Genomic DNA, 12,960 nt, shown 5'->3' with positions numbered 1-12,960 from the left:
CTTCATCGAAATGGTGAATCTCCTTTCAGGTGTTTTTTGTTATCAATATACCGCCGAATACCTTGGAAATCCTACCATTTCAATCCTATTCCTGCAACAAGGCTTTGCCTTGTTTGCAGGATTTAGGTTGTATATTATTTCAATTACGTTGGATACTTTAATTTACTAAACCTAAAAACTTAAGTATTGCCAGATAATATTGTAAAAATTATTTAAACACCAACTTAACAAAATATATAATAATTAACTTTGAAAATCAAAATATTTTTATGTAATAATTATTGTTAATACACAATATCTAAAAATGTTTTTAAAAGAAAAAATCATGATGATCCCAAAAAACGTATTGGCGATAGGAAATGACCTCTTTTAAGGAAGATTGGAGGGTGGATCATAAAAAACGAAAGGAATCGGGCAGTTGGGATGTATATGTTATAGCACGGAAAATCGTTGTAGCCACGCTTTACCAATTAGACCTATGAAATAAGTTCTATTAAAAACCTTGTATATTGTACCTGTACCAAATCTTATATTTAACATCTAAATGCCGAAGAAGGGACTTGAACCCTTACGGTGTTGCCACCACTAGAACCTGAATCTAGCGCGTCTGCCAATTCCGCCACTTCGGCATTCGAAAACACTTATTTTATCGAACATCCCATACGCAGAGATTTTAGGAAATAAAGACGATTAAGTCAAAGGTTTTTCACAAAATGACCTTGCATTGCCATTTGCAATTTGTTATTATTTGCAATCGTATGCCTTTAAGTTGTCAATAATTACGATAAAATTTTTTTATCGTAGTGATGAAAATTCATTTTGTCTAATGATTCGTCTCATTTATAAACTTTCCTTATTAAAGCAGTTATTTTGGTAACATCGCACTCAAATAAAACAAAAACCGTGTTTTATTTCTAATAAATATTATCGTTTCAAAATAAACCTATAGGAAAACATATGCATGTGAGAACACTCATAAAACAGAAGCATACTTTGTTTTATTCTAAATAGCATGGAAATTATTGCCAAAAATAGAAAAGCCTTTTATCAATATGAGGTTTTAGAAAAAATAGAATGTGGGATTGTGCTCACTGGTACAGAAGTTAAATCGTTAAGAAATAAGGATGTTAGTATAAATGATAGTTTTGCGCAATTGGATCATGGCGAAGCCTTTCTGTATGAAATGCATATTGGTGAATATAAACAAGGAAATCGCCAAAATCACGAACCCAAAAGGAAAAGAAAGCTCCTCCTTCATAAAAGGGAAATATCAAAAATAGCAGGAAAAGTACAACAAAAGGGATACACTCTTATACCATTATCAATATATTTTAAAAATGGACTTGCTAAATTAGAAATTGCAATAGCACGAGGAAAATCCATGTTTGACAAACGTGAAGACATTAAAAAAAGAACGGTCGAAAGAGAGATTCGCCAGGTAATGAAAAAATTTTAACATTCATATCAGTTGCTAATTAATAATAGTATTCAAAACATTTTTCAATGAAACAAATGTATCAAAACATAAAAAAGGAGTTTTAAAGCTCCTTTTTCATTCTCTTTCTTTAAAACAATTAATTATACAGGTTTTTGCACCTTATAAAACCACACAATTAACGAGAAAGGTAAATTATGCCTTCATCAAGGATAATGATTGTAGAGGATGAGCGACAAACAGTTGATACATTAAGGGATTTATTTGAACAATACGGTTATGAAACAGAGGTTGCCCTTAATAAAAATGTAGCGATGAATATTCTCCAGGAGAGAAAAATGGATGTTCTTATAATAAGCGAAATGGTTCAGGACATCCCTGGCATAGAAATTATGTACGATATCAGAAAAACAAACAAATTTTTACCAATAATTATGATTTGTGATCAAAAATCAAAGCGCATTGAATCTTCTCTGATGAAGGCCGGCGCAAATATTGTTCTCTCTAAACCTTTAGACCCCATTATTGCAGTGCAAACTATCGATAATTTGTTAAAGATGAAATATATCGCCGAAAACATAAAACCTAAAAAACGTAAAACCTCTCTAAAAAAGAAATAACTTTTCTCTCCCAATTTTTCATACCAATACGATTTATGTTTCTATTTCAACGGTTATTGCATTTTTATATGAGAAGTTGCATAATTTTTATTGCCTTATTCACCTGTTTAACGTTGCCAGTCAAAGTAATCAAGGCTGAACCAACGCATCTCAATGAACAAATCAGGAATATTTTACAGAAATATTTATTAAAAAATGCTCACTGTGGAATCAGCGTTGTATCTCTAAAAACGAATACACCTGTCGTTAATTACCAAAGCAACGATTTATTCATGGTTGCATCTAATATGAAACTTGCAACAACCGCAACCGCATTGGAATATTTAGGGACAGATTTTAAATACAATACCTCCGTTGAAGCAGATGGGAATATAAAGAGCGATGGAACACTTGAAGGCAACATTATCATCAGGGGAAGCGGTGATCCAAATCTATCGGGAAGATTTTACAATAACAATATTTTAACTATTCCGAATGCATGGTTACAAGCAACAAAAAATCTTGGCATACAAAAAATTACAGGGGATATTGTAGCAGATGACTCAATCTTTGACCGCAATTATATCAACGATGCCTGGCCAAAAAACCAATTGCATGAGTGGTATTGTGCGCCCACCAGCGGTTTATCATTTAATGATAATTGCATTGATATTATTTTCGTTCCCCGGAATAACGTAAATAAAAAAGTCTCGCTGCTAATTGAACCGAACACTTCGTTTGTCACTATCCATAACGAGTGTATTTATACTTCTGAAGAGAAGCAACATGCGTATTCCATTTATCGAAAACCCGGAACAAACGATATTTATGTTAAGGGGAAATTTTGGACGAACGCCTCTCAGAAACGAGAGTGGGTAAGTGTGCACAGTCCTTCACTCTATCTTGCAACACTTTTTAAAGAAATGCTTAAAAATGGCGGTATATCTGTCTTTGGAATTGCCCGATTAATTAATGAAAACGACCGGATATCATATTCGAATAAACCTATTAAAATTGCCCAAACCATTTCCACAATGGAACAATCTATTCACATCACAAACAAACGAAGCCAAAATTTCTATGCCGAACAAATAATAAAAACATTGGGAGCACATATAAAAGGCTGTGGCAATACAGAAAACGGTTTACAAGTTATTAGCGCTTTCATGAAAAAGTTAGGCTATGACAGTGAAGAGTATAAAATACGGGACGGGTCTGGTTTGTCAAAAGAAAACAAACTCTCGCCTAATATGATAACCACTCTTTTATCATATATGAATACACACAAACACGGCAAAGTGTTTTGCGACTCACTTCCAATTTCAGGCATAGATGGCGGACTTCACCGCCGTATGGCATCTCTACAATATAAGGGTAAAATTCACGCAAAAACCGGATACATTGCCGGAGCTTCGGCGCTTTCCGGTTATATTGATACCTCTAAAGGCGATAGACTTGCATTTTCTATTCTTATTAATAATTTTAAAAGCTTACGCGATGCCAAAAAAGCACAAGACGAGATTTGCCAATTTTTAGCAGATAATTTATAAACCATACACATGAGCGACCACTTAAAAAAAATATATTCACTTTATGCGTACGTTTACGACACGCTCTTCGGAAAAATATTCGAACATGGCAGATGCACTGCTCTTAAGATGATGGATATTGAACCACATGATACCATTCTTGAAGTAGGTATTGGTACAGGGTTGTCATTGCCGCTTTATCCGAAGGGAATCAGTATAATAGGAATAGATTTGAGTGAAGAAATGTTACTGCGGGCAAAGACGAAGAAAATGAAATACACCTTGAATAACGTGCACTTATCTACTATGGATGCATCACTACTGGCCTTCAGGAATAATACTTTTGATAAAGTCATCGCATCACATGTTATTACCGTAGTACCGGAACCCATACACACTTTGAATGAAATAAAAAGGGTTTGCAAAAAGGAAGGGGATATTTTTATCTTAAATTACGCCGGTATTGATAATCAGTTCATCTCCCGATTTGAAAAAATTATCTCACCCATAAGGGATAAACTCGGTTTAGGAAAACATTTCGATCTTGACTTGTTATTAAAGGAGGCCAGCCTTCCTGTTATGAGTAAACAACAGGTAAATATTTTTAACGCATGTCAGATAATAAAATGTCGCAATAATACCTCCTCTGAAGCTTGAAGGTCATTAATAATTATCTTCCCACGCATAAATAATGAAAACCCAATTCTTTCATATCCTTAGGTTCGTATATATTTCTTCCGTCAACTATATTTGGACATTTTAAAAGTCTTTTTACTTTTTTAAGATCAAGGTCTCTAAACTCGTTCCACTCTGTTACAATAACCAGAGCATCACAGTTTTTAACCGCGGAATAAGGATCATCATAATATTTTATCCCTCTAAAGATAGTCTTTGCATTATCCATTGCTTCAGGATCAAAGGCATTAATTTGAGCGCCCGCTTCCTGCAATTGCTTAATTAACGTTATAGAAGGCGCATCTCTCATATCATCTGTTTTTGGTTTAAACGCCAAACCCCATATAGCAATTTTTTTGTTCTTCATTTTGGGGACAAGTATTTGTATTTTTTCAAAAAGAGACCTCTTTTGTTGTTCATTTACCTCATTAACCGCTGTTAGTATTTTTGCATCAATGCCATTCTCATTCATTATTTGTATCAATGCATTTACATCCTTCGGAAAACATGACCCGCCATATCCAATGCCTGCCTGAAGAAACCGTGGCCCTATTCTTGAATCTAATCCAGTCCCCTTCGCAATTTCTTTTATATCTCCACCAACTTTCTCACATAGTTGCGCTAATTCATTCATAAAAGAAATTCTCGTTGCAAGCATTGCATTACTCGCATACTTAATTAACTCCGCACTCCTTATATCAGTAAACATAATCGGTTTATCTGTTCTTGAAATACCATTATATATCGATTCCATAATCTTTTTTGCCTTTTCGCCTTGCACGCCTATTACAATTCTGTCCGGGTTGGTAAAATCCTTAATCGCCTCACCCTCTCGCATAAATTCAGGATTCGATGCCAAGTCAAACCTTATTGCTTTTTTTTGAAACGATTTTACCACTTTTCCTATTTTTTCTAATGTTCCGACAGGTGCAGTACTTTTATTCACTATAACTTTATACCCATTCATGTATTTTCCAATACTTTCAGCAACCGAAATAATAGCGGAAATATCAGCGCAATTATTAAGGTCGGATGGTGTTCCCACCCCAATAAAAATAACGTCTGACTTTTGAATGCCATCTTTAATATTTGTTGTAAAAGTAATCCTCCGCACTCTTGCATTTCTTTCCAGCATGTCTTTAAGACCGGGTTCATATATAGGAATGATACCTTTTTTCAAATTATCTATTTTGCCTTTATTAGAATCTACGCATATAACATCGTTGCCCATATCTGCAAGACATGTGCCTGCCACAAGACCTACATAACCGCTGCCAATACAACATATTTTCAATTATCGCCCTCCCCGTATTATTTTTGCCATTATCATCCTTAAAAAGAAAAAGCAGCAAGATAAATGAAATGACATTCATCATTACTGCTTTTTCAATGATCCCAGATTTTAATTCTCTAAACCGTCATGTTATTGCAAAGGATTATTAATGCGTCTCGTCTTAAAAACATGCCTAGTTTTCCCTATTCTGTACTCGCCATCTACCGACACGATTATTTCTTTTACCATACTGTTTACCGATACATTTTCGGATTCACCTTCGGTCAGAATAACATCATACGTCAATGACCAATCTTTTATATCCTTATCGGGATCAACAAATATTGATCCGAAATGATTGGTAAGTGAACTAACCTTATCAGTAACAAAGATTATTCTGTAGTTGTTAAGATTAAACATATGTTCCTGAAATACTTTTGGAGACTGATGGATTGGTTGACATTCAGGAATTAATTCTGAGATTTTTCCCAGAGGTACCGGACCATCCGTAAAGTTCACATAGTATTCACTCACACGGTATGTTTCCCCGCCATTTGATCTGTCAACACCATAATAAATTCTTAACTCTATATTAGTATTATTTCTTTTTAAATAGTACAGATCGTGTAGCGGAACATCATACAAAAAAGTTTTTTTCAAACCGTCCTCTTCCTCCGGAGTAACTATTCTGTATCTCCTGAAAGGTTCTTCTTCACAATATAAGTAATTTGGCGTACCAAACTTCTCCCGAACTGCATTTTTTGTCAACCATAAGATGCCATCTTCCAAACTCTCTGAAGCATGCAAGCTGCAGACAAAACCAAATATAATACTGCACAAACTAAAAACCAAGGCCATCGAACGTATTTTCTTTACCATAATTACGAATTCCTTCCTTAAAATAGAAATATCTTCACTATTTAATACAAAAAAAGCTGTTTTGAGTGGTCAGACTGCCCTAAAATCAAAGTAAGCCGAAGTATATAAATTATCAATAAATTTGTCAATTAATAATTTAGAAATTAAAATCTCCAATTATTTCAATAGCAAAAGCGCCACTCATTTAAAATCATTGACAACCAATATTGCAATTGATAGAATTCTGTTTAAAAATTATAAATCTTGAACATACTTGAGTTTATGTCTGATATAGTAATATTGTTTAAATTTCTTTCTGGAGTTATCATTGAAAGTTTTTGTTGCTAAAACCGCAGGTTTTTGTATGGGAGTCCGAAGGGCAATGGATATCCTGCTCGATGCGGCGAATGAAAAAAATATTGGCGCTAAAGTTTATACGGACGGTCCGTTAATCCATAATCCGCAAGTGCTTGAATATCTTGAAAAAAGAGACCTTCACATTGTTAATGATGTTACAGACCTCTCGAATAGCACCGTTGTCATCAGAGCGCATGGAGTGACTCCATCCCGAAGAGCGGAAATCGAAAGTAAAGGCGCAAAAGTATGCGACGCTACCTGTCCGCATGTAATGAGGGTGCAATCTATCATCAAAAAATATGCCGCACAGGGATATTCGACGATAATTGTCGGCGATAATGGACATGCCGAGGTGGTAGGATTGCTCGGTTATGCCGAGGGAAGAGGGCATGTAGTTGAAAACATGGAAAATATAGAACTACTTCCCCCTATGGATAAGGTATGCATTGTCGCCCAAACAACGCAAGACAGGCATTTATTTAAGAGGGCTATCGATGAAATAAAAAGACGTTATCCGAATTCAGAATCTTTTGAAACTATTTGCAGTTCCACCTACAAAAGACAGGATGAAGTAGTGAATCTCTGTAAATCTGTAGATGCAATGATTGTTGTTGGGGGCAGGGGAAGCGCAAATACAACACGGCTAGTTACAATATGCGAATCACAGGGAACTCCGACATTTCACGTTGAAACAGACTCAGAAATAGACCTCAATAAATTAAAAGTTTTTAATACCATTGGCGTTACTGCAGGTGCATCAACACCAAATTGGATGATCAAAAGGGTTGTTGACAAAGTAAGAACATACAAGGTCAATAAATACCAAAAAATCTTATTTGCTACAAAAAGTATCTTTAATTTTTTAATAGGCAGTTGCACGTATGTAGCATTAGGTGCGGCAAGCATGAGTTATTCGTGTGCACTGCTGCTTGGTGTTCAGCCAAGATTGATTTTTTGCATAATCGCCGCTCTTTTCATTTTTTCAATGCAGGTACTTAATCATTTTGCCAACAAAGAATCCGTGGCACTCAACGAGCCGGCGCGGGCAAAATTTTATGAAAAAAAGCAGGTCCTTTTTGTTATTTTAGGCATATTAGGAGCGGCCTTATCTTCAATTCTTGGGCTATACCACGGCAAATCCATCTTTTTTTGTGTTTTTCTCGCCAGTCTTTTTGGTATTTTTTACCGGCTGCAAATTATACCAAAGAGTTTTTCAGGTTTTATCCGGTACAGAAGCCTTGAGCAAATACCGGGTTCAAAAGAAATTTTCTACGGCATCGCCTGGGCAGCAAGCACCGCTTTAATTCCTTTTCTGGGTGTACGGAGAGACTTCATACCGGCGCTTGCCATTACGGTTGCATTCGCATTCAGTCTCGCTTTTATACGCGCTGTCGTTCTTGATATTCGGGATATTCAGGGGGACCGCATTTTGGGCAAAGAAACCATTCCTATCGCAATTGGAAAAGAACGCACAAAAAAAATTCTTGTTAGCATTACCCTTTTCATGGCATCTCTTCTTATAGCAGGCACACTCCTTGGATGGATATCAACGCTGGGATATTTTTTGCTTCCGTGCATAGCTTATGCCTCCGGTTATCAATATCTTTTCCAAAAAAGAATAATAACGGAAGGATTGCTGCTGGAAACGATAGCAGATTTTAATTTTATTTTTGCCGGTCTTATGGCGATTTTATGGCAATCTTTAACTTTTTAATTCGATAAAGTAAGGCGTGTATGGAAACATTAAACAAATTTTTCAATCTATTAAAAACAGACATCCGAAAAAGGATGTTAACGGGCTTGTTATTAATCATCCCCATTTACGTAACCTTTTTTGTTGTAAAATTTCTCTTTAGTTTTATTGGGGGGACTCTTTCTCCACTTATAAAAAAAATATTTCTTTTATTTGATGCTGAGCTGCCAAAAACATCCGCCGATGAATTTATAATTACGTTCATCGGGCTTATCTTCACATTCGCCTCATTGTATTTTATAGGTGTCTTCGCCGCGAATATTATCGGCAAATCAATAATTCATTATTTTGAAAACCTTTTAACAAAAACACCTGTTATTAACAATATTTATTCCACCGTGAAACAGATCGTACACGCAGTAAGCCTCCCCGGCAAACAAGCTTTCAAACGTGTTATTATACTGGATTTTCCAAAAGAAGGCACAAAAGCAATTGGTTTTGTAACAGGCAGCGTAAAAGAGAACGGCAAAGAAATATTTATTAGTGTTTTTGTACCAACCACTCCAAACCCCACATCTGGTTTTTTGATATATACGACAGAAGATGCGGTGATAGACACAAACCTTACCGTTGAAGAGGCATTTAAAGCACTGCTATCTGGCGGCGTATTAACTCCTAAACAATTTACAACAATTTTAAAAACACCGCCCGACACGAAGTCTTCTGAAAAAAATACCTGAACCATTTCACACTACAGGTCATTTATCAAAATCGGCATTTGTTTAGCCAACGCTTTTGATAAAATCCAGGTCGTTCAATGCTCCGTGTTTATAAGTGTATTGCTCCTTGATTATCTGAATTTCAGACAGCACTACATTGAAAGTCTCAATCAGCCCAGGATCAAAATGCGTCCCGGCGCATTCCCCTATTTCACGCACCGCCTCTTCTATAGACCATGCCTTTTTGAAGGACGATCTATTGTCAGGGCGTCGAAAACATCGGCTATGGTGATAATCCTGCCAGACAGCGGGATTTCCTCGCCCCTGAGCTTCTTGGGGTAACCACTCCCGTCCCATTTTTTGTGGTGAGTTAGCGCGAGTATGCATGCTGTCTGGCGCAGAATTCCGGGATGGTTCCCGATAATTTCTGCACACATTGCCGGGTGCATACGCATAACCACCCATTCGGTTTCATCGGGCTTACCAAGCTTGAGGAGTATATTGTATTGAAAATTAGGTGTCAATAGCGAAGCAAGTTCTTCTTTATGCTGCGAATGGTTTTTTTGCAAGCAGTCCATTATAGCGTTTTTAAATTTTGCAAACTCTGAATAATACTTTGAATATAAGCACTGTTTTTTGACAAATTTCCAAAGCCGCTCAATAAGATTGAGGTTCGGTGAATACGGGGGCAAAAAAACCAACTCAATATGCAACTGTGCTGCCAGATTCTTAACAACGGTACACTTCTGATAACGGGCATTGTCTAATATGAAGGTAATAGGCATCGCTAAATTTAAACAGGCAGTTTTCCATAGTAAATCACAAACACTTTGAGCATCTATGTAAGTCTCATTGGTTATGGTAATCAGTTAATGGGTTATTGCATTCAACGCTCCAAGGACATTCAACCGTTGCCTTCCGGAAGGCGCTTTGATAAATACACTGGCAAAGCACCAAAGACACCCTAAAAAGGGGCTAACACAAAATGAGCCGCATCAATAAAGAATACGGTTCTTTTCCCTTCTTCGGCTTCTTTGAGAAAGGGTTCTAACGTTTTTTTTAAAGGCTTCTTGCTCGTCAACATTAACTTTGGAGGGAATTGTGCCTACTTTACGACGGTGTAAACCAATCTTCTTGAGAAATTTCGCCACTTGTTTTTCACTGCGCTTGAGCCCTGTTAGCTTCTCTATTACGCCAATTGCTTCTTTCATTGTCACGGGTGGGTGTTCGCGGAAATAATTCTCAATCGTTTGTTTATGCTCGCTGAGTTTACTTTCAGGACGATAAAAATTGATCTCTTTTAATTTCTCTATACCTCCATCCTGATATTCTTTGATATACTGGGTAACAACATTAATCGAGATTCCGGTTAATTGTGCTATTTTGTTATACGGCTCTCCTTGACTCTTGAACCACAGCGCTTCCATCTTTCGTTGCACTCGTGGATGGGGATGATGATATCGTTCATAATTTAATGCTTTTATGTCTTCTTCAGTAAACGCTATTTTTATCATAATCTCCTCATGGTTCAGGCCAAAAATAACACCTAAAAAAACCATATAATAAAGAATTCCATATATTCGTCCTCTAATACTTATATAGAAATAAAATAGTAAATTTAATATGGTGTCCTCTAAATTCATGTATGGCAAGGAACCACCGGAATGGTTGCTTACAAAGCCTATTCTTTCTCTTTTAGAAACAAAAAATAAGTATCTGGCATATAGGAAAATGGTACAAAGTTATTCCAGGGAAGAAACAAAAATATTGGAAGATTTCCGGCATGGTCTTTTTTTGAGTTCCCGGAAGTTGATTGACCGTATAAAGTCAAAATATTTGGCAGAGAACTTGATGTTGAAATACCTCAAAAACGGCAAGTATTAAGGGGCACTAACCCTGAAAATATTCACAAGAAAGCCGCAAAGATTTTAAAATGTGATACAAACAATTTTTTACAATCCGCAAGAGTAAGAGAAGCGAAGGGGGGGGCAAATCTCTATTGTTGACAAATATGTCATTTTAAAAGATTTGACCCCACAAATGCCACTCATTATAGCAACCTCCTCAATGCATATAGTTAGTATCGCCAAAGACTAATAATTTAATTACTTTCTTAGTGATTGAGAAGTAATGAAAGTTAAACAAAAAAATGACACTATATACCGGTGTACATAATGCCATTTTATTATGAGGAGATATTGCTTCTGTTAATCAATTAATACAACTGGCTTTATTAAATCAGCGGGTTTCTCTTTCATTAGCTGTAAAGCCTCTTCTATCTTGTCAAATCCGTAGAATACATGGGTAACTAATTTTCCTGGATCTAATCTGCTGTATTTGACCAATTCAATTAATCTTTCCATTCTTACTCTACCGCCAGGAGTTAATCCACCATTAATCGCCTTGTGACCCATTCCTACTCCCCATGCTTCCCTTGGTATAGGTATGAATTCATCGCCACCAAAGTAGTTAATATTACCAATTGCTCCACCGGCCTTTAGAATTTTTACTGCATCAATAAGAATGTCACAATTCCCACCAGCTACTATTACTTTATCTGCTCCTCGATTATTAGTCATCTCTAGTACTCGATCTACTACAGATCTCTCTCGATAGTTAACTATATCTGTTGCTCCATAGAATTTAGCGGCTTCAATTAAAGCGGGTCTGCTTCCTACACCAACAATTCTTCCTGCCCCCATTAATTGAGCTCCTGCAACTGACATCAGTCCAACAGGTCCTATTCCTAAAACCACTACTGTATCCCCATATTCTACATTAGCCAATTCCACCCCATGGAAGCCTGTTGTTACCATATCTGTAAGCATGACTGCTGCTTCTAAAGTAATTCCATCTGGTAAAACAGCTAAATTCATATCCCCATCGTTCACGTGAAAATACTCACTAAATACCCCGTCTTTAATATTAGAGAACTTCCAGCCAGCCAACATCCCACCTGAATGCTGTCCAAGTCCTGTGTCTTGTAATTCAACACTTCTCCAATCAGGAGTTATAGCAGGTACTACCACTCTATCCCCAGGTTTAATATATTTAACCTCGCTACCTACTTCGACTACCTCTCCCACACTTTCATGACCTAACACTAAATTCTTTCTATCTCCGATAGCACCTTCAATTGTATGTATATCTGAAGTACATGGTGCGAAAGCAATTGGTTTCACAATTGCATCATATGGACCTGCAACTGGTTTTTCTTTCTCAATCCAACCCACACTACCAATCCCTAACATTGCAAACGCCTTCATTATGATTCCCCCTTGAATAATTAGTTTATATTAATATCCAAAATAGTTTTGATTAGTATCTATTATAGCTAACTAAAGGGTGAAGGGTATAACTTCTTGAAGAATTTGTCAAGTATGTTTAATCTTTTTTTCACAAACAATTTAGATACTATACCACTAAATATTTTGGTGGATTATCACACATGTCATAATGGTTTGGTGATGTCCAGTCTGAGAAAAAACCCTTATCCAAAATATAAATATCCGGTGGCACTTCATAAACATTTACAAATTCATCTATCGCGATTTCAATATGTTCTTCACAGACCACATACATCCCCTTCACCCCTCTTATCTTCATAATATTTATTTCTTAGCCCGACTTTACCTAGTTGAGGAAAGAAGAGCACGCAAACTCGCACGGCATAAGGTAGTGAGCACAGTCTTAATCCAACTTCGACAAGCAGAAATCGTATCTCTTTTATTGCCAATGTGATACGACTTTAGTCCTTCATTTTTCGGCACTACATCTTTGAGTTTTCATGGGTGATTTTATATTTTTTCTGCCTAATGGTGT

General features: G+C 36.4%; 11 protein-coding genes, 1 tRNA gene and 1 pseudogene. 7 read left to right on the top strand and 6 right to left on the bottom strand.

Annotation, left to right across the window (positions count from 1 at the left end; all coding sequences use genetic code 11):
* Window positions 1-545 precede the first annotated feature (545 nt).
* Window positions 546-629 (bottom strand) — tRNA-Leu (locus QZT26_RS13050).
* A 383-nt stretch (window positions 630-1,012) separates the two neighbouring features.
* Between QZT26_RS13050 and smpB the strand changes: the two genes are divergently transcribed.
* From smpB to QZT26_RS13030, 4 genes are all read left to right on the top strand, one after another.
* The gene (gene smpB, locus QZT26_RS13045; protein WP_099323545.1) at window positions 1,013-1,456 is read left to right on the top strand and encodes an SsrA-binding protein SmpB; all 444 of its coding nucleotides are present in this window, start codon (window positions 1,013-1,015) and stop codon (window positions 1,454-1,456) included.
* Window positions 1,457-1,632: 176 nt separating this feature from the next.
* Entirely contained in the window at window positions 1,633-2,055 is a 423-nt protein-coding gene (locus QZT26_RS13040; RefSeq protein WP_099323546.1) for a response regulator, read from the top strand.
* Window positions 2,056-2,123: 68 nt separating this feature from the next.
* Window positions 2,124-3,584, top strand: a complete 1,461-nt coding sequence (dacB, locus tag QZT26_RS13035) for a D-alanyl-D-alanine carboxypeptidase/D-alanyl-D-alanine-endopeptidase (RefSeq protein ID WP_157775559.1) — start codon at window positions 2,124-2,126, stop codon at window positions 3,582-3,584.
* 9 nt (window positions 3,585-3,593) lie between these two features.
* Window positions 3,594-4,220, top strand: coding sequence for a class I SAM-dependent methyltransferase (locus QZT26_RS13030; RefSeq protein ID WP_099323548.1), 627 nt, complete (start codon window positions 3,594-3,596; stop codon window positions 4,218-4,220).
* A gap of 13 nt (window positions 4,221-4,233) precedes the next feature.
* On the opposite strand, the gene QZT26_RS13025 is transcribed toward QZT26_RS13030, so the two are convergent.
* Together QZT26_RS13025 and QZT26_RS13020 are read right to left on the bottom strand one after the other, a co-directional pair.
* The gene (locus QZT26_RS13025; protein ID WP_099323549.1) at window positions 4,234-5,532 is read right to left on the bottom strand and encodes a UDP-glucose/GDP-mannose dehydrogenase family protein; all 1,299 of its coding nucleotides are present in this window, start codon (window positions 5,530-5,532) and stop codon (window positions 4,234-4,236) included.
* Window positions 5,533-5,661: 129 nt separating this feature from the next.
* On the bottom strand, window positions 5,662-6,390 hold the full coding sequence (locus tag QZT26_RS13020) for a hypothetical protein (protein ID WP_099323550.1): 729 nt from the start codon (window positions 6,388-6,390) through the stop codon (window positions 5,662-5,664).
* 307 nt (window positions 6,391-6,697) lie between these two features.
* Between QZT26_RS13020 and ispH the strand changes: the two genes are divergently transcribed.
* Window positions 6,698-8,440: a 4-hydroxy-3-methylbut-2-enyl diphosphate reductase gene (gene ispH, locus QZT26_RS13015; RefSeq protein WP_157775562.1), complete on the top strand. Its 1,743-nt coding sequence runs from the start codon at window positions 6,698-6,700 to the stop codon at window positions 8,438-8,440.
* Between the two features lie 20 nt (window positions 8,441-8,460).
* Window positions 8,461-9,159, top strand: a complete 699-nt coding sequence (locus tag QZT26_RS13010) for a DUF502 domain-containing protein (RefSeq protein ID WP_295102679.1) — start codon at window positions 8,461-8,463, stop codon at window positions 9,157-9,159.
* Between the two features lie 206 nt (window positions 9,160-9,365).
* Here the strand turns inward: QZT26_RS13010 and QZT26_RS13000 are convergent.
* Window positions 9,366-10,652: pseudogene (locus QZT26_RS13000) on the bottom strand (IS630 family transposase).
* 109 nt (window positions 10,653-10,761) lie between these two features.
* Here QZT26_RS13000 and QZT26_RS12995 point away from each other — a divergent pair.
* Window positions 10,762-11,022, top strand: a complete 261-nt coding sequence (locus QZT26_RS12995; protein ID WP_157775565.1) for a hypothetical protein — start codon at window positions 10,762-10,764, stop codon at window positions 11,020-11,022.
* Window positions 11,023-11,345: 323 nt separating this feature from the next.
* Here QZT26_RS12995 and QZT26_RS12990 read toward each other — a convergent pair whose 3' ends face one another.
* Together QZT26_RS12990 and QZT26_RS12985 are read right to left on the bottom strand one after the other, a co-directional pair.
* Complete coding sequence (locus tag QZT26_RS12990; RefSeq protein WP_099323553.1) at window positions 11,346-12,404, bottom strand: NAD(P)-dependent alcohol dehydrogenase; 1,059 nt, start codon at window positions 12,402-12,404, stop codon at window positions 11,346-11,348.
* Window positions 12,405-12,552: 148 nt separating this feature from the next.
* Window positions 12,553-12,744 carry a CxxH/CxxC protein gene (locus QZT26_RS12985; protein WP_197705295.1) on the bottom strand — a complete coding sequence of 64 codons (192 nt, stop codon included), beginning with the start codon at window positions 12,742-12,744 and terminating at the stop codon, window positions 12,553-12,555.
* Window positions 12,745-12,960: the final 216 nt, after the last annotated feature.

This window comes from uncultured Candidatus Kuenenia sp., assembly GCF_900696675.1.
GTDB classification, from domain to species: domain Bacteria; phylum Planctomycetota; class Brocadiia; order Brocadiales; family Brocadiaceae; genus Kuenenia; species Kuenenia stuttgartiensis_A.
This window is presented reverse-complemented; position numbering and strand designations above follow the sequence as displayed.